10 protein-coding genes are annotated in these 18,168 nt (G+C 47.0%); 7 read left to right on the top strand and 3 right to left on the bottom strand.

What is annotated here, in order from left to right; genetic code table 11:
- The first annotated feature begins 93 nt into the window (after window positions 1-93).
- From ACO0KW_RS09865 to ACO0KW_RS09845, 5 genes are all read left to right on the top strand, one after another.
- Complete coding sequence (locus ACO0KW_RS09865; protein WP_423052905.1) at window positions 94-1,143, top strand: GGDEF domain-containing protein; 1,050 nt, start codon at window positions 94-96, stop codon at window positions 1,141-1,143.
- A gap of 93 nt (window positions 1,144-1,236) precedes the next feature.
- A complete protein-coding gene (locus ACO0KW_RS09860; RefSeq protein WP_423052904.1) occupies window positions 1,237-2,169 on the top strand; it encodes a LysR substrate-binding domain-containing protein in 933 nt (310 codons plus the stop codon).
- Window positions 2,142-3,248, top strand: coding sequence for a sensor histidine kinase (locus ACO0KW_RS09855; RefSeq protein ID WP_423052903.1), 1,107 nt, complete (start codon window positions 2,142-2,144; stop codon window positions 3,246-3,248). Before ACO0KW_RS09860 ends, ACO0KW_RS09855 begins: the two co-directional genes overlap by 28 nt.
- 2 nt (window positions 3,249-3,250) lie before the next feature.
- Window positions 3,251-3,997, top strand: coding sequence for a LytR/AlgR family response regulator transcription factor (locus ACO0KW_RS09850; protein ID WP_423052902.1), 747 nt, complete (start codon window positions 3,251-3,253; stop codon window positions 3,995-3,997).
- Between the two features lie 133 nt (window positions 3,998-4,130).
- The gene (locus ACO0KW_RS09845) at window positions 4,131-6,086 is read left to right on the top strand and encodes an alpha/beta hydrolase family protein (protein WP_423052901.1); all 1,956 of its coding nucleotides are present in this window, start codon (window positions 4,131-4,133) and stop codon (window positions 6,084-6,086) included.
- Between the two features lie 137 nt (window positions 6,087-6,223).
- Here ACO0KW_RS09845 and ACO0KW_RS09840 read toward each other — a convergent pair whose 3' ends face one another.
- Window positions 6,224-8,413 (bottom strand): M56 family metallopeptidase, encoded by a 2,190-nt coding sequence (locus tag ACO0KW_RS09840; RefSeq protein WP_423052900.1) that lies wholly within the window; start codon window positions 8,411-8,413, stop codon window positions 6,224-6,226.
- A 13-nt stretch (window positions 8,414-8,426) separates the two neighbouring features.
- On the bottom strand, window positions 8,427-8,810 hold the full coding sequence (locus tag ACO0KW_RS09835; RefSeq protein ID WP_423052899.1) for a BlaI/MecI/CopY family transcriptional regulator: 384 nt from the start codon (window positions 8,808-8,810) through the stop codon (window positions 8,427-8,429).
- Window positions 8,811-9,649: 839 nt separating this feature from the next.
- Here ACO0KW_RS09835 and ACO0KW_RS09830 point away from each other — a divergent pair.
- Both ACO0KW_RS09830 and icmF read left to right on the top strand, forming a co-directional pair.
- On the top strand, window positions 9,650-13,267 hold the full coding sequence (locus ACO0KW_RS09830) for an indolepyruvate ferredoxin oxidoreductase family protein (protein ID WP_423052898.1): 3,618 nt from the start codon (window positions 9,650-9,652) through the stop codon (window positions 13,265-13,267).
- A gap of 297 nt (window positions 13,268-13,564) precedes the next feature.
- Window positions 13,565-16,843: a fused isobutyryl-CoA mutase/GTPase IcmF gene (gene icmF, locus ACO0KW_RS09825; RefSeq protein WP_423052897.1), complete on the top strand. Its 3,279-nt coding sequence runs from the start codon at window positions 13,565-13,567 to the stop codon at window positions 16,841-16,843.
- 693 nt (window positions 16,844-17,536) lie between these two features.
- On the opposite strand, the gene ACO0KW_RS09820 is transcribed toward icmF, so the two are convergent.
- Complete coding sequence (locus tag ACO0KW_RS09820) at window positions 17,537-18,031, bottom strand: hypothetical protein (protein ID WP_423052896.1); 495 nt, start codon at window positions 18,029-18,031, stop codon at window positions 17,537-17,539.
- Window positions 18,032-18,168 lie beyond the last annotated feature (137 nt).

The following is an 18,168-nucleotide window of genomic DNA, read 5'->3' as shown; positions in this document are numbered from 1 at the left end:
AGTGCTCGTGTTGGATCTTGTGCTTGAGGCGATTCACTTTTTTGCAGTTTTTCTTGTTGTTTTTTCTTGGACCTCGTTCCTTAGATCGTATTTATGGAATCAATCATTAAACATTTGATGGAGATTACGGGTCATCGTGACCATGATCTTCTCAATATCTCTGTGATATCTGCGCTCAGTGAACTCACGCATGCGGCGCGCGCACGCGTCTTAGACATTTTGCATGTTGGCGATAAGGTGTTGGTTAAAGCGCAGATTACTGTGGATCATGGAAAAGTCGCGGTCAACGAAGAGCACTTGGTACATCTGGTGCCGGAACTGCCGATCGAGCATTTCCCCTCGCTGTTCAAGGGTCTAGGGCAACAAGAGAGTGTTATCGAACAGCTCGACGAGCAAGGAAATCGCACCATCTGGTTACCAATCTGGATGAATGAAAAGGTCAATGTTTGTCTGGAAATTCACAATCCTGCTGTGTATTCCGAGAATACGAAAGAAGTGATGAGCGGTATTCTGGTTGTCTACCGTAATTTCCAGAATTTGCTCGATTATAGTGAGCGCGACTCCTTGACCGGATTATTGAATCGCAAAACTTTTGATGATAACTTTTCAAAAATCTTGCGTACCAGCGTGCAAAAACAACTATCCGAGGAAATTGACCAACCCGATGTGGAGCGCCGTCATAACGACAAAGAGAAACAACATTGGTTGGCGGTACTAGACATCGATCACTTCAAGCGTGTCAATGATACGTTCGGACATTTGTACGGAGATGAAGTGTTGATCCTGGTCGCAAATCTCATGCGTACTTCATTTCGGCCTAGTGATAAATTATTCCGCTTTGGTGGGGAAGAATTTGTGATCTTATTGCGCTCGACCGGCAAAGATGATGCAAAGATGATTTTCGAGCGTTTCCGCGAAAATGTCGCACGTTATCCTTTCCCACAAGTCGGCACGGTGACAATCAGTATTGGGTTTGCACATATCGATCCGTTCGAGCCTGCGGTCGGCATTATTGGTCGTGCAGATCAAGCCTTGTACTTCGCTAAGAGTAATGGGCGTAACCGTGTTTGTCACTATGAAGACTTGGTCAAAGCTGGTGATTTGCATATCGAACAATCGCATGACAGCGTCGAATTTTTCTAATTAATTCGGACACTCATTGTTTTGACTTAGCGGTTTTACAAATCGTTAGTTTTGCGCTCTTTTTATTGATTTCTTCTCCCACTTTTCCCACGCATGGAACTACGTCAACTACGCTATTTTGTTGCTATTGTTGATCACGGTTCCTTATCGCGTGCAGCGCGAGTCTTGCATATCGTCCAGCCTGCTTTGACGCAGCAGATTCAACAACTCGAAGAAGAATTGGGCGCCAGTCTTTTGCATCGTTCTGCGCAAGGTATGCAGGCGACTGATGCTGGAAAAATTTTTTACGAACACGCTTTAGCGATTTTGAAACAGGTCGCCGATGCTAAGTCTGCAGTGAATCAAACGACCGATAAACCAAGTGGCACGGTGGCACTTGGCATTCCTCAAAGTGCTTCGGGCGCTTTGGCGTTTCCGCTGTTGACTGCGGTACGTGCAGCATTCCCAGATATCGTTTTTCAATTGACTGAAGAATTGACTGGTAATTTGACTGAACAGCTAGCCTCTGGTCGTTTGAATCTGGCAGTACTTTTTGACGACGGTCAGCTTGGAAAATTCAATACCAAAGCTTTGGTCGAAGAACAGATGATGTACATCACACGCACTGATTCTCAATATGCGTGCAAGCGTAAATCCATCACACTCGATAAGGTCCTGCAAGCACCGTTGATACTGCCGAGCATTCAGCACGGTGTAAGGCCACGCATAGAACAAGTCGTGCGCGAACAGGGCAAACAAATTGCGAACGTCATCGACATTACGTCAATTGCGATTTTGAAGTCCGCGATTTTGGCCGATATGGGAGCGACTATTTTGCCTGTATCGCCGTTGTTGGCCGAAATTGAACGCGGTGATATGCGAGCAAGTGTGATCAGTGATGCCGCGCTATCACGCACCGTGACTTTGTGCTCCTCTAAAAATATCCCGCTCACCAATGCTGCGCAAGCGGTGGAAAAATTGGTACTCGATGTCAGCCGTGACTTATGCCAGAGTGGCAAATGGCTGGGTGCAAAGAGTTTGATCTGATGCCCAGCCTGACACAACAACGTATCGGTCGTCTCAGCATGATAGGCGGTGCGATTTTGTTCTGGGCATTGATGGTGGCGGTTGCAATACAGGATTACTGGCGCGACGGTGGTCAGAATTTGTGGGAACCTATATTTTGGGAAAGCTCTTCGGCGCTGGTGGGCAGTTTTCTGTTTTATCTGCAGTTACCGGTCTTGACCGACAGGCAGCTACTGCAAACGCCGCGGCGCTGGTTCTTGCGCCAGATCGCTTATTTGCCGCTGGTCTGCATCGGTTTTATTGTACTGACTTTTTCGCTCCGTCATGGCGTATATGCCCTATGTGGCCTCACATATAAACACGATCCGTGGCTAGAAGTTTTTGTGTATGAATCGATTAAATTATCGATCTTTCTTGGCCTATTTTACGTGGTCATTTTCGGCGTGCAATCCTATGTGTTTTTGTTAGAAGAGAAAAATAACGCTGAGCGTGCGACCAAATTATTACAGGTCGCACATATACAAAGATTAAGTCAGCAAATACAACCACACTTTCTATTCAATGCCTTAAATGCGATTTCCTCGCTCATGTATACCGACGTCGACGCGGCAGATAGAGCACTCAGTCGCCTCGCCGCTTTATTACGCCATACGTTGGATTTAGGTGAGGAAACCGAAACCAGTTTGGAGCGCGAACTTGAACTCTTGCATGCCTATGCGGATTTGATGCTGATACGATTTGGCGAACGGGTGAGTATAAGCTGGCAAATCGACCCCCAAACCTTGCGCTGTAAAGTACCTACCATGTGTTTGCAAGTGTTATTGGAAAATACCTTTAAGCACACTGTTGAAAAACGTTCGGGCTTGACGCAGATTAGCGTACAGGCAAATCTGTTGGCAGATCAATTGCAATTGATTGTGGAGGATGATGTTGGGCACTTAGTTACTGGCCCAAGCAGCAATCCGCCTGGCATAGGCGTACATAATTTGCGCCAGCGTTTGGCTGTGATGTATGGGGAACGAGGGCGCATCCAGATTGAAGCAAGGCTTCCAGCTGGAGTTCGCAGTGAGATTATTTTGCCTTTGCAGAATGAAGGATAATCATGGCTGAACAACTGCGCGTTTTAATTGTCGACGACGAACGGCCAGCACGCGATAAACTGCGTCGTTTGCTTAGCGCGCATTCATTGGTCAGTTTTATCGCTGAAGCACGCGATGGTGTCGCGGCATTGCAAGCCTTGGCGCAAAGTACTTTTGATATAGTCTTCTTAGATATTCAGATGCCAGAGCTCGATGGTTTGAGCGTCGCACAACAAATCCCCGAACCAGCACCACAACTTATCTTCGTAACAGCATACGATCAATTTGCCTTGCAGGCATTTGATGCCAATGCGGTTGATTATTTGCTCAAGCCATTTGACGAAGAGCGGTTTTTACGTGCTTTCAACAAAGCCAATAATGCCGTAGTGGCTGCGACGACTTATGCAGCGCAGCAAGTAAGCACGCGTGCGTCCTTTAAAGCTGCGCCTTTGATCATTCAGGAGCGCGGCAGTATGTATATCGTGCCAGTGGAAGAAATCCACTGGGTCGAAGCTGCTGATAATTATGTCTTGCTACACACTGCACAGGCTAACCACATGCTGCGCCAAACCTTGTCGGTCTGCGCGCAAAGATTAGGTGGCGCATTCTCCCGTTGTCATCGAAGTTATTTGGTCAGACGCGATCAAATTATGCGCTTTGATGCGAATGGAAAAGGGGATGGGGAGTTTCATTTGCGGAGCGGTGCGGTGGTGCCCTGTAGCCGCCAATATCGCGAAGAAATTCTCGTAAGCCTGCAACAACCTAGTTAGATCGTCGTGAGTTTTTAGCGTAAGTTTGCAAGCTAGTTTGTGTGGCAAGCACGCAGAAAAGACGCGACGCATAAAAATGCTATATCTCTCTTCATATTGGCGTTATCATAATTGCTTTTAATTACAGAGACTGATGATGAAGCGTCTAATTCCTTTTTTGTTATTGGCGGTGAGCGCTGCCGCGAATGCGCAAAAATCCGATCAAGTGGTGCCAATTGATGCTTTCGTTGAAGAGCAAAAATATAGTAATCCGAGGTTGTCCCCCGATGGCAAACACTTAGCCGTCAATGTGCGAATCCAACGCCGCGACCGTATCGTCCCCACGATGACGATTTACGCGCTACCCGACCTGAAAATTGTGAACACTTTCGTGCTGCCTGGGTATGAAGTTCCGATTGATTTTGGTTGGATCAAGAATGATCGATTGGTGATTCAAAAAGGAATTGAAGTTGGCTATCGCGAGAGACCAGAAGCGACCGGCGAAGTTGTTGCCGCAAATATGGACGGTAGCGAAATTGAATATCTGTACGGGTACAACGGTTCAACTCAATCAAAACGTGCATCGCGTTATCACGACGATTTGGGTTATGGAATCATCAGCCATATTCCAGCATCAATGGACGGTACGATACAACTGACCTCAAATGAATGGCGAGTCAATCGAACCCAATTATATGAAATCAATACCTATAGCGTCTTCCGAAAATTGTTGGCAGATATTCCCTTGCGTCGTCTGAGCTTCGTGCATCAATCCGATGGTAAACCACGTTTTGCGATTGGTTCTAGTGAGACAAATGATACGATCGTATTACGCAAAGACGACGCTAGTGGTGCGTGGAATAGTATTGACAAAGCATCCTTGGATTTGCATTTGCAGCCTTTCGACTTTACCGCTGATGATAGTGCTTTTTATGCGCATTTTAGTCAAGACGACGGTCCGTATGGTTTGCTGCGTGAAGATGTCAAAACTGGGCAGCGTAGTATCATTATGCAAGACAAATTGTCTAACGTTGGCACCATAGAATACACATCACATCCGTCGACGCCGTTTGCATATACCTTGAGTGTTGGCGTTCCAAAAGCGCGCTATCTGGATGAAAATTCAGCCGACGCACAGCTGCACAAATCTTTGAGTGCTTCTTTCCCCGATGCCTATGTGCACTTCATTAATTTCACATTGGACGGACAAAAACTTTTGTTCAGTGTGAGTAGTGATAAAGATCCGGGTTCTTACTTTATCTTTGACCGGAAAACTGGCAAGGCGGATATGTTGTTGACAAATATGCCGGGGATTAATGCAGAACAAATGGCTGAACGTCGTGCGATTAAATTCAAAGCGCACGATGGAATGGAGATTGCTGGCTATTTGACGATGCCGAATAATCCGGATGGTAAAAAATTACCGATGATCTTGTTGCCTCACGGCGGACCATTTGGCGTCAGTGATACGTGGTATTTCGATGACGAGGCGCAGTTTTTGGCAAGTCGTGGCTATGCCGTATTGCAAGTGAATTTCCGTGGTTCTGGCGGACGGGGTCCAAAATTCCGTCGTGCTGGCTATCGCGAATATGGCGGCAAAATGATGGACGATTTGATTGATGGCGTGAAGTGGGCGAATAATCATCCAGAAATTGATAAAGACCGGGTATGTGTATTTGGTATTAGTTTCGGTGGCTATGCAGCCTTGATGGCACCAATCAAGGCGCCAGGCATGTTCAAATGCGCAGTGGGCTACTCAGGGCGTTATGACCTGTCAAGTCGTTTGAAACGCGAAGACATTAGTTCCGATAAGCAAGCAACAAATTTCGTTGTTGAATCGATGGGAAATGATCCGGTATCACTGGCGCAACAATCACCGTCGAGCCAGGCTGAGAAAGTAAAAATTCCGGTATTTTTAGCACATGGCACAAAGGATGAAACGACGCAATTAGATCAAGCTGAAAAGATGCGTGACGCATTGATTAAAGCGGGTAATACACCGGAATGGATGCTGGCTAAAAACGAAGGCCATGGCTTTTACGATAGTGAACATCGCCGTGATTTCTATATGCGCTTAGAAGCTTTCTTGAAGAAACATCTCTCTAAGTAAAATCACATCCCACAAAAAAAATGAAGCGTTGTCGAATAGAATTTCTGCAATGCTTCATTAAGGGGAGATTCTTTTTTTGTAGCCTGCTGGTTACTTTCGTTCTTTCAACGCTTCTTCAGCCAGCAATATTTGATCTTCTATTTTGTGTTTGGACTGACATTGGGATTCGTGGATGTAGTGATGGTGCGAATACCCGTCTCGACTTCGACTTGCGGCCGTAGCATTCTTGCAAAATGCGCTTGTTCCATTTCGCGTTTTATGATTTCATTGCGCATGACTTGATTACTAATGTCAGCTCGCCAGAGTTGATTCTTATTGTCGAACTCCGCGAGCATTTGTTCACTATTGCGCATCGCTTGTACACCCATTTCATAGTAGACGTTTTGCACCAGCTGTTTAGATTGTTCAATTTCGTCAGCTCGCATTAAGCGGCGCAGGTCAGCACTCAGATAATTTTCACTCGCTAAGCTTTGTTTGAGGTTGGCGACATAGCTGTTGTAGCACGTTAGATTTGCATTCAATTTGTCGATGATTCCGGTGTATTCTTTTGTCGCAGGTCGAGTGCTGGATAGCGTTGGACGCTCGCAAGTCTGCTCTGTCCACTTCAATTTGCCGCCATCGAAATTCTGCGTAAGATAGTTCAACTCGGTTTGATGTTGTGCTCGCTGCGCAAACAGTTCCACGTATTTCTGCGCTTTCATATGGCCCTGGCCAGCGGCTTGGCTCAATAGCGTAATAGCCGCTTCCGGATTGACTTTTTCACCTTCACCTAGCCATAACATTTCACCTGCCGCGAATTGTGCTTCGGCGTGACCACTTTTCGCCAATTCTCTAAATAATTGCAAGGCAAGTGGGAAATTTTTACTATGATAAGCCGCTTGTGCTTGCTCGAACACCGCACTTTGCTTGCTTGAGGTGGAAAGACTATTCTCGGCCTGAACGGCGGGTGTGGCGAGTTTGCTAGGTGGGTTAGCGATGTTGCTGGTCGTCGTGTAAGTTGGGACGTCGATGGCCGCATCGTTTGGTCTATCGTTTGGTGCATCGGCTGGTCCACCTATTGTTACCGACAAATTGTTGGCATGCGCTGGTTCTGACAGTGTTGCTAACTCGACTGACGTTGTCTTCGCGAGGGTCGGCGAATTGTTGGTGTTGGTGTTGGTCGCTAGGGCAGGTATCGACTCACTAGCAAAGTGTATGGCAGGCATGGCAAAACTGATTCCCGATAAACTTAACACCGCGAATATGCCCAGGCCAATTGCTCCTGCGTTTGCTTGCTTAATATGTTTCTCTGAAATCAAATTGTACATAGCGTCCTCATTAAAAAGAAGATTGATACGACGTAGTAGTGAAGAAGGCGTTGCCATGGAGCTGGCAAAAACGGGGGGGGTATTGGCGTAGTACATTTCCGCACAACGTAATAAGCTGCGGGAATAGTTTTCGACTGAGCAGCTCTGAATCGCGCTGTGGTCGCAGTCGATTTCTGCTAAAAGCTGCAATTGTTGGTTGGCGTAACGATTCAGCGGCTGGAAGAAAAATATCGATGTGATTAATTGTTGTGCGATCCGCCATTTCCCATCGGCCCTGAGGACGTGTTGGACTTCGTGTGTCAGCATCGCATATGTCTGCTCAGGATCGACATCTTGAAGCGCCCACGCAGGCATACAAATCGTTCCGTCAGGGCAAACGAAAGGGCTACTCCAGGTGCGATGGTGGCAGATCCGAATCGAAATCTTTGCATGCGGTGCTAAGCGTTGCAATAGAGCTTGCAAATCGGCACGCTCTACTAAAGGCAGGCTGGCGGCTAGGCGGTGCAGGTATCTGACCGAGATAGTGGCCTTTGCAAGAATGAAACCGATGTAAAGCAGCCAGGCAATCAAAAGTGCGCGAGTCAGTTGTTTAAGGTTTTCTGGAATTTCCCATGCGGCAGTGACAACTGTCGATGTCGATGCCGCGCTAGAAATTTGTCCTCCAGCAGACTGCGCTTGAAAAGGCGTTGATAAATTATGGGTAGCGATGGACGGCGGCAGCACACTATTCGCCTGACTTTGTGGGAAATCATCACTAAGCGCAACCTTGGGTGAGATTGTTTCTACAGCGATGGTGGTTGGTGGTGCTGATTGAAAATTCATCCACAAAAGGCTGCTTAGTATGCTGCTCAACAGACCGCCAAATAGCGCAAAGCGCCATGCTCTTTCTGCCAAGCGTAATGGTTTTAGCATGCCAAGATGTTGAGCCGCGGTCGCTACACATAACAATGCAGAGCTATGCAGAAAATAGCTGATCAGACCATAGACGATTACTGCCAAAACATTATCTATACTATTCATGCTCACACCCACTTTAGTTTTTTTGATTCAAGCGTTGACGAATTTGCTCCAGATCTTCTGCTTTAATCTCATCTTCTTTTAGCAAATGACTGAGCAAAGCTTTGGCATTGCCTAAGAAAACTGACGACAGCAATTCAGCCACCATAGATTTTTGGACTTCCGATTCGGATAAATTGGCGCGATAAATTAATTGGCGCCCCTCTTTAGTGGCGGTTATTAAGCCGCGCTTTTCCAGACGCATCAACATCGTCGCAATCGTTGTATGCGCTAGGGGGCGGCTTTGGCGCATCGCGTCGACTACTTCGATCACGGTAGAGTTTGGCTTGCTCCAGAGGACACGCATCAGTGCCAGTTGCGGCTCACTGAGTGAAACATTTTTTAAGTCGTCTTCCATCATTATTCTCTCTACAAAAATTTTTGTATGAAGCTTGGTTGCGCGTAATTTCTTCGCCTTTGTTTGGTTTGACGTTGCGAGCTAGCTTCAACTACTTATGTAGTTCTACAACTGTAGTTTTTATTGCGTGGAAAGTCAACAAAATTTTTAGGATATATTTTTTGTTACTATTTTCTGTGGAGATGGCCATCAAAGACTTGTCATGAAATGCGCGGGCTGAAAAAAAACATAGCTATCATTTTTTACGATACCCCTATTTTTATTCCGTATTTTTCAAACGACTCCATTCTCACTACACTGTGAACACAGCAGATTTCAAAGGAAGTCGAGAAAGCGCTGCAGCGAATGGGTGTGGACTCCATCCCGGAATTTCGAAAGCTTTCTTTGATGTCTCCGATTCAGATTTGCCTGATACCAAGTTGAAACTAACTAGAAGTATTAAAACCTGATTCTCAAACAAGCCTCAAGCGCAGTGCGGACAATTAGGTTTTAAGAAACTTTTAAAGAAAATTGCCGAATGTATAGGCAACGCATTGAGGAAACTCAAATGTTTGAGGCGTCGTTCCAGCGAAGGCGGGAACCCAGTGGCGTGTGGCTAGAACGCCAATGGATCCCTGCCTACGCAGGGATGACATCGCAGCGTTTTGCTATAAAGCGAGTGGAATTGCGGCGGTTTTTCTTGGGAATCAGGCCTGAATTGAATTAAAATGGCTGCTATCTCAGCCGATGCAACTTGAACTTATGGCGATTACCTTCCCATAAGCTCAGAACAGACTTGTGTCTTACCGGACGCAGCCCAAGTTCTTTGCACACAAAAATCACAAATTTTTTGGAGCTCTACAATGTCATCCGACACAGCAATGAAATCTGCTGGTCTGGTGGAAGCGTCTTCGCTTTCGTCCGCCACAGCATCTGAAGCAAATTCAGCAACATCCTCCGACGTCACCAATTCCGCGCCGCATTTGGCACCCGCTTTGGCTCCCGTTACGCTCGACGACAAATACACATCAAACACCGGCACGATTTTCTTATCAGGCATTCAGGCATTAGTGCGCTTGCCCATGATACAAAGACAGCGTGATCTCGCTGCTGGCTTAAATACAGCTGGTTTCATATCAGGATATCGCGGCTCACCGCTCGGAGGTTTGGATGAAACCTTGTGGAAAACCAAAAAGCTTTTAGAACAACATCACGTCAAGTTCGTACCTGGTGTCAATGAAGACCTCGCCGCCACCGCGGTATGGGGGACGCAAACTGTTGATCTGATCGGTCCAGCTAAATACGATGGCGTGTTCGGCCTGTGGTACGGCAAAGGCCCAGGCGTTGATCGCAGTGCCGACGTTTTCAAACACATGAACCATGCAGGTACCTCGAAACATGGTGGTGTGATTTTGGTGGCAGGTGATGATCATGGCGCTTATTCTTCAACGCTGCCGCATCAATCGGATCACATTTTTTCTGCCTGCATGATTCCTATGCTGTATCCAGCGAATGTCCAGGAATACTTAGACTTGGGTTTGCATGCATGGGCGATGTCGCGCTTCTCTGGTTGTGCAGTGGGCTTCAAAGCTTTGGCTGATACCGTCGAATCCACGTCATCCGTTGATGCCGATCCTTTCCGTTTGAAAATCACAATTCCAGAAGATTTCGTGATGCCAGAAGGTGGCCTAAATACCCGCCTGTCGCTCGATACTTTAGGCATCCAAGCGCGTAAGCAAGAAGCCTTGATGCAAGATTACAAAATCTATGCGGCGTTGGCGTATGCACGTGCGAATAAACTCAATCATGTCACGATTGATAGCCCGCATGCCAAGCTCGGTATCGTCGCTTCAGGTAAATCTTACCTTGATGTGTTGGAAGCATTTGAAAACCTCGGCATCGATGAACAAATGGCGGCGGATATTGGTATTCGCTTGTACAAGGTGTCTATGCCTTGGCCATTGGAGCCAGATGGCGTAAGGGAATTTGCACAAGGCTTGGACGAGATTTTGGTAGTTGAAGAAAAGCGCCAAATGGTCGAGTACCAACTTAAAGAACAACTCTACAACTGGCGCGATGATGTGCGTCCACGCGTGATCGGTAAATTCGACGAAAAAGGTGAGTGGGTTGCGCCACGCGGTGAATGGTTGCTGACATCAAAAGCCGATTTCTCCGTGTCGCAAATCGCACGCGTCATTTCCGCACGTATCGCCCGCTTCCACACCAGCGATTTGATCAAAGCACGTTTGGCTTTCCTCGAAGCCAAAGATGAAGTATTAAACAAACAGGTTAATACGCCAGCCCGTCCTGCTTACTATTGCTCAGGTTGCCCACACAATACTTCAACTAAAGTACCAGAAGGTAGCTTGGCTTTAGCAGGTATTGGTTGCCATGTGATGGCGACAGCGATTTATCCTGAGTTCAATAAGTTAACGACGCACATGGGTGGCGAAGGTGCACCATGGATCGGTCAGGCAGCATTCTCGACTTTGCCTCATGTGTTCCAAAATCTGGGTGATGGTACTTACTTCCATTCCGGTTATCTGGCGATCCGCGCTGCGGTGGCGGCAAAGGTCAATATTACTTACAAGATCTTGTATAACGATGCGGTAGCGATGACAGGTGGTCAGCCCGTCGATGGCACCATCAGTGTGCAAATGATGGCGCAGCAAATGGCAGCCGAAGGTGTGAAACGCATCGCCTTGGTGACAGAAGATTTAACACGTTACACAGATCGCAGCGGCTTACCAGCCATCATCACTTTGCACGGCCGCAAAGACATGGATGCGGTACAACGTGAGTTGCGTGAAATAGAAGGTGCAAGTGTCTTGATCTACGATCAAACCTGCGCAGCAGAAAAACGCCGTCGTCGCAAAAAAGGCCAATTCCCTGACCCGAATCAACGCATGTTCATCAACGAAGCGGTATGCGAAGGTTGTGGTGATTGCGGTGTGCAATCGAACTGTACTTCCATCATGCCGTTAGAAACAGAATTGGGTCGCAAGCGTGCGATTGATCAGTCTTCCTGCAACAAAGACTATTCCTGCGTGAAGGGCTTCTGCCCAAGCTTCGCCACGGTCGAAGGCGGTAAGTTAGTGAAGTCGAAAACGGGTGTCACACAGAAAAATCAGACCGATGACTTCGGCGATTTGCCTTTGCCAGTTTTGCCTAGCTGCGACACTTCCTACAACATCTTGTTGAACGGTATTGGCGGCACAGGCGTGATTACCGTGGGTGCTTTGCTCGGTATGGCAGCACATCTCGAAGGTAAAGTTGCATCCGTGTTGGATATGACAGGCATGTCGCAGAAGAATGGTTCTGTGACTTCACACATTCGTATCGTTGAAAAAGTCAGCAAACTACGCGCGCAACGTATCCCAACAGGCGAAGCGGATCTAATTTTGGGTTGCGACATTTTGACCGCAGGTCAACATGATGCGATCTCCAAAATGCGTGCAGGCCGTACGCGTGCTGTCATCAATAGCCACGAACAACCGACCGGCGCATTTGCGAAAAATCCTGATTGGCAATTCCCACTAGAATCGACTGAACGGTTGATCTCTGATTCAGTTGGCGGCAATGTGGATTTCGTCAACGCGACGAAACTTGCTACCGCTTTGATGGGCGATTCCATTGCAACCAATTTGTTCATCCTAGGTTTTGCCTTCCAAAAAGGCGCGATACCTTTATCTGAAGCGGCTTTGTTACGTGCAATTGAATTGAATGGCGTAGCAATTGATGCCAATAAAAAAGCCTTCTTGTGGGGACGTAGAGCTGCAGTAGATTTAGCGCGCGTAGAAAAAATTGCGATCCCAGCGCAACCAGTCGTGATTCAAATGCCGCAAAGTTTGGATAGCATCATCAAACGTCGCGTCGCCTTTTTGACTGATTACCAAGACGCCGCTTACGCTGCACAATACGAAGAACTTGTTGGCAAAGTGCGCGCAGCTGAAGAAAAAATCGGCGGGACTAAGCTAGCAACGGCAGTAGCAAAGTACGCCTATAAATTGATGGCGTACAAAGACGAATACGAAGTAGCACGTTTGTACACCAATGGTGAATTCACTGAAAAATTGAAGCAACAATTTGAAGGTGATTTCTCAGTCAAATTCAATTTGGCACCACCTTTGTTTTCCAAAAAAGACGGTCAAGGTCATTTGATCAAAGCGCAATATGGTTCATGGATGTGGCAAGCATTTAAATTGCTAGCAAAGCTCAAAGGTCTACGCGGTACGAAGTTAGACGTGTTTGGCTATACAGAAGAGCGTCAAAAAGAACGTGCCTTGATTACAGATTATCGCGATACGATATTGTCGTTGCTGACTAAACTCAACACTGACAATATCGATCAAATCGTCGCGATTGCTAGCTTGCCAGAAAAAATCCGTGGCTTTGGTCATGTGAAGGAAAAGGCAATGCAGGCTTATCATGTTGAAAAAGCGGCTTTGATGAACGCGCCTAGTAAGCAGCAAGCAGCTTGATTTTCCAGTCCCCTCTCCCGCAAGCGGGAGAGGGCTAGGGTGAGGGAAGCTCAGAAATAGTACCGAATGAAGCGAAGCAGAAAAGTGGTTTTGTTCTGACTTGTATTTTCTGTATCCGAATCTGAATTTCCGTCAAAGCATGCTTTGACTCCCCAACCCTTCTCCTGCTTGCGGGAGAAGGGAGTGAAAACCAACACAAAACCACAATTAATAAGTGACGTGAACGTAAACGTAAATCGAAACGTCATATAATCGAAAAAATACCCAAACCATGCCACAAGCATCGAAGGAATGAAAATGACTAACCTGTCTATCACAGAAAAACTCACCGAATACAAACCTACCAACAAAGTCCGTTTTGTGACTGCAGCGTCCTTGTTCGACGGCCACGACGCCTCGATCAATATCATGCGCCGCATCTTGATGGCAAATGGCGCTGAAGTGATCCATTTGGGCCACAACCGTTCGGTAGAAGAAATCGTCACCGCAGCATTGCAAGAAGATGCGCAAGGTATCGCGATTTCGAGTTATCAAGGTGGGCACGTCGAGTATTTCAAATACATGATCGACTTGCTCAAGCAACGTGGTGGTGAGCATATCAAGGTATTCGGTGGCGGTGGCGGTGTGATCGTGCCAGAAGAAATCGCGGATTTGCACGCCTACGGTGTGACACGCATTTTCAGCCCAGAAGATGGTCAGCGCATGGGTTTGGTGGGTATGATTTTGTCGATGATCAAGGCGTGTGATATCGATCTATCACCATTCGCACCAACAAGCTTAGATGTGTTGCAACAAGGCGAACTCGCTGATAAACATCGTCCACTCGCGCAACTGATTACCGCTTTAGAAAACGATAAAGTCGACGCAGCTTTGCGCGCGACCATTATCGAATCCGCGAAAGCGATCAAGACTCCAGCCTTCGGTATCACAGGCACTGGCGGTGCCGGTAAATCTTCCTTAACTGATGAATTGATTCGACGTATTCGTCTCGATCAAGATGATGAACTAAATATCGCTTTGATCTCCATCGACCCATCACGCCGTAAGTCCGGCGGTGCTTTGCTCGGTGACCGTATTCGTATGAATGCGATCAACCCGTGGAAGGGCAAAGTCAAAGTTTTCATGCGTTCATTAGCGACACGTGAAGCCGGTTCAGAGATCTCTCAAGCCTTACCTGATGCGATCGCTGCCTGCAAAGTGGCAGGCTTTGATTTGGTCATCGTCGAAACATCCGGTATCGGCCAAGGCGATGCAGCGATTGTGCCGCACGTGAATTTATCGATGTACGTGATGACGCCAGAATTTGGTGCCGCTTCACAACTAGAAAAAATCGACATGCTCGATTTCGCTGATTTTGTTGCGATTAATAAGTTCGACCGCAAAGGCGCACAAGACGCGCAACGCGATGTCGCGAAACAATACCAACGCAACCGCGAAATGTGGACCAAGAAGCCGGATGAAATGCCAGTCTATGGCACACAAGCGTCGCGCTTTAATGATGACGGCGTTACCGCTTTGTACCAAGGCATTTTGCCTGAGTTAGTCGCACGTGGTCTCAAAGCGAAACCAAGCAAACTCGCGCCAGTGAGCAGTAAAACATCTAGCGCACAAAACGTCATCGTGCCTCCAGCCCGCAGTCGCTACATGGCAGAAATCGCCGATAGCGTACGTGCTTACCACAAACATACATACAAACAAGTTGGCATCGCCCGTGAACGTCAGCAATTGCAGGCGACTAAGCAGATGCTGACTGTGGCTGGTAAAACAGCCGACTTCGACGACTTAATTACAGAACGAGATAACAAGCTCGATGCAGAATCCAAGAAGTTGGTCGCTATGTGGCCAGACATGCAGAAAGCCTATGCGGGTGATGAATACGTCGTCAAAATCCGTGACAAAGAAATCCGCACGCAATTAATCAGTAACACTTTGTCTGGCACAAAAATCCGTAAAGTCGCCTTGCCACGCTTTGAAGATCACGGCGAAATCTTGCGCTGGTTGATGTTAGAAAACGTGCCTGGTTCTTTTCCATTTACGGCAGGCGTGTTTGCCTTCAAACGTGAAGGTGAAGATCCAACGCGTATGTTTGCCGGTGAAGGCGATCCATACCGTACCAACCGTCGTTTCAAACTCGTGTCACAAGGTATGGATGCGAAGCGTTTGTCGACGGCGTTTGACTCCGTCACTTTGTACGGTGCAGACCCAGCGATTCGTCCAGACATCTACGGTAAGATCGGTAACTCAGGTGTATCAGTCGCGACTCTGGAAGATATGAAAGTTTTGTACGATGGTTTCGATCTGTGCGATCCAGCAACCTCTGTTTCCATGACCATCAACGGCCCAGCACCAACGATTTTGGCCTTCTTCATGAATACCGCAATCGATCAGCAAATGGATAAATTCCGTGCCGATAACAAGCGCGAACCAACCGCAGATGAAGCCGCAAAAATCCGTGCGTGGGTATTGATGAATGTTCGTGGTACGGTACAAGCCGATATTCTGAAAGAAGACCAAGGTCAAAACACTTGTATCTTCTCGACCGAGTTTTCACTCAAAGTCATGGGCGATATTCAAGAGTATTTCGTGCATCACCAAGTTCGTAATTTCTACTCCGTGTCGATCTCTGGTTACCATATTGCCGAAGCAGGTGCGAACCCGATTTCTCAGTTGGCATTTACCTTGTCGAATGGCTTCACCTTTGTTGAAGCCTACCTCGCACGCGGTATGCACATCGATGATTTCGCAGCGAATTTGTCCTTCTTCTTCAGTAACGGCATGGACCCAGAGTACACAGTCCTAGGTCGCGTTGCTCGTCGTATCTGGGCAGTGTCGATGCGCGACAAATACGGTGCGAACGATCGTAGTCAGAAGTTGAAATACCATATCCAAACTTCAGGCCGCAGCTTGCACGCACAAGAAATCGACTTCAACGATATCCGTACAACTTTGCAAGCTTTGATCGCGATCTACGACAACTGCAATAGCTTGCACACCAACGCCTACGATGAAGCGATCACTACACCGACCGATGAGTCTGTACGTCGTGCTTTGGCAATCCAACTGATCATCAACCGCGAATGGGGCTTAGCCAAAAACGAAAACCCTATCCAAGGTAGCTTCATTATCGAAGAACTCACCGACTTGGTTGAAGAAGCGGTAATGCAAGAATTCGAGCGCATCGCAGAACGCGGCGGTGTATTGGGCGCGATGGAAACTGGCTACCAACGTGGCAAGATCCAAGAAGAATCCATGCACTACGAACACCTGAAACACGACGGCACGCTGCCTATCATCGGAGTCAACACCTTCCGTAATCCTAAGGGCGGTGAAGCACCACAGAAGATAGAATTGGCACGTTCCACGGACGAAGAAAAGCAATCGCAATTAACGCGCTTGGCAGACTTCCATACACGTCATGCAGACGTTGCACCACAAGCGCTGGCAGCATTGCAGCAAGCGGCGATTAATAATGAAAACGTGTTTGCGAAATTGATGGAAGCGGCGCGGGTTTGTTCGCTTGGGCAGATTACGACTGCGTTGTTTGAAGTTGGGGGGCAATATCGTCGCAACATGTAAATGACACGCCGTTAAATTCAATTGGCGGGCACAGCGCGTTGTAAGGTGCTGAAGCTGCGATCCTCGCAATACTTCAGTATTGTTGAGGGAAGCGCCTAGCTCTGTATCCCGCTAATTGAATTTTCTGGCATGTCATTGCGTTAGTGGGCACTCGCAATATTGACGATTCGCTCGGTCGTACGTGCTTTACAGCATTCTTCAATTTGAGGCATAGTGCACATCAAATCAAACTAGGAATTTGTAATTGCTAAGTTTTCTTCGAATTGTTCACCCATTATTCAGTTGGTTGGTTTTTTTGACCTTAGGTCTTGAAGCAATACACCGAACTCTTTATCTCCCTATGATAATTGTTTCTCTTGGGCTAGCAGGCATGTCTCAAACGTTTTGGAGAATCCAACTAAAAGGAAAGGAGAAGGGGGCGAAAGGTGATATTGCTTCCTTTTTCTTGGGAGTCATTCCTTCGATTGTTTTTCCGTGCATGGTTGTGGGTAGCCAATATATGTAGGGCGGGTGCAACCCGTGCTGTCAAACAATCGCGACGATTTATCGTTCATTTTTTTCGCATTAAATTACCATCACGGCAACTTGAAAATCTAGGCTGCGCTGAATGCAACTATCCTACGAGATTGCTCGCAGCGAAGAACCAATTATCAAAAAGCAAATTAGAAATTAATGAATCAGCGAGTAAAATCGTTAACGCATGCAAGTCGTAGTGACTTCGGCTTCTTTGTATTTCGCGTTGATCGGAAAGGTGTGAAGTTCTTTTGCGTTTAATTTTAAGACGCGTGAATGAGAGATCGGTTTTGCCGTAACCTGTTCTTCGAGAACTTTCTGTCCCATCGCTTTTGAAATGAATGGATCGGTCGCGCTAATGAACTCTTCTTTGGTTGATTGAGTTTCTAACACCTTGCCTTTAATCTCCCAGCGCCCTTCGCTGCGGTAGATTGTTGAAAACGAAGGCCTATCAGTTGGGTCTACTTTAGTGCTTGTCAGTTCAATATATGTGTGATCAGGTAGGTAGTTGACACTCCAACTAGCAGTGACTGTCGCTTGTGGACCTTTCATAATTGCAGGGCCACAATTCCATTTTCCCAAAATGTCACGCTTGGTATTGGTCGCGTTCGATTCCGTAGAAACCAGAATCGCGAATACGAAAAACAAAGGAGCTAATCGCGTCGTTATTTTCATGAGGAATATCTTCGAATGCTATGTGATTAAGTGATAATTGTAGCCGAACCATGGACGGGTGTGACCTAAGCCGCAAAACAAGATTTACGGTTTGTCGTTCAAATATTTTTTCTTGCTTCGAATTACCATCACGACAC

The sequence above is a fragment of the Undibacterium sp. Ji22W genome (genome assembly GCF_049340305.1).
Taxonomy (GTDB): domain Bacteria; phylum Pseudomonadota; class Gammaproteobacteria; order Burkholderiales; family Burkholderiaceae_D; genus Undibacterium.
The sequence above is the reverse complement of the archived record's forward strand: the minus strand, read 5'-3'. Positions and strand labels throughout refer to the sequence as shown.

What these genes read in the sequence shown, in the direction of transcription:
- ACO0KW_RS09830 (WP_423052898.1), top strand. Translation starts at nt 9,650, where the DNA reads ATGTCATCCGACACAGCAATGAAATCTGCTGGTCTGGTGGAAGCGTCT.
- icmF (WP_423052897.1), top strand. Translation starts at nt 13,565, where the DNA reads ATGACTAACCTGTCTATCACAGAAAAACTCACCGAATACAAACCTACC.
- ACO0KW_RS09840 (WP_423052900.1), bottom strand. Translation starts at nt 8,413, where the DNA reads ATGAATAGTATAGATAATGTTTTGGCAGTAATCGTCTATGGTCTGATC.
- ACO0KW_RS09820 (WP_423052896.1), bottom strand. Translation starts at nt 18,031, where the DNA reads ATGAAAATAACGACGCGATTAGCTCCTTTGTTTTTCGTATTCGCGATT.
- ACO0KW_RS09855 (WP_423052903.1), top strand. Translation starts at nt 2,142, where the DNA reads ATGGCTGGGTGCAAAGAGTTTGATCTGATGCCCAGCCTGACACAACAA.
- ACO0KW_RS09865 (WP_423052905.1), top strand. Translation starts at nt 94, where the DNA reads ATGGAATCAATCATTAAACATTTGATGGAGATTACGGGTCATCGTGAC.
- ACO0KW_RS09845 (WP_423052901.1), top strand. Translation starts at nt 4,131, where the DNA reads ATGATGAAGCGTCTAATTCCTTTTTTGTTATTGGCGGTGAGCGCTGCC.
- ACO0KW_RS09860 (WP_423052904.1), top strand. Translation starts at nt 1,237, where the DNA reads ATGGAACTACGTCAACTACGCTATTTTGTTGCTATTGTTGATCACGGT.
- ACO0KW_RS09850 (WP_423052902.1), top strand. Translation starts at nt 3,251, where the DNA reads ATGGCTGAACAACTGCGCGTTTTAATTGTCGACGACGAACGGCCAGCA.
- ACO0KW_RS09835 (WP_423052899.1), bottom strand. Translation starts at nt 8,810, where the DNA reads ATGATGGAAGACGACTTAAAAAATGTTTCACTCAGTGAGCCGCAACTG.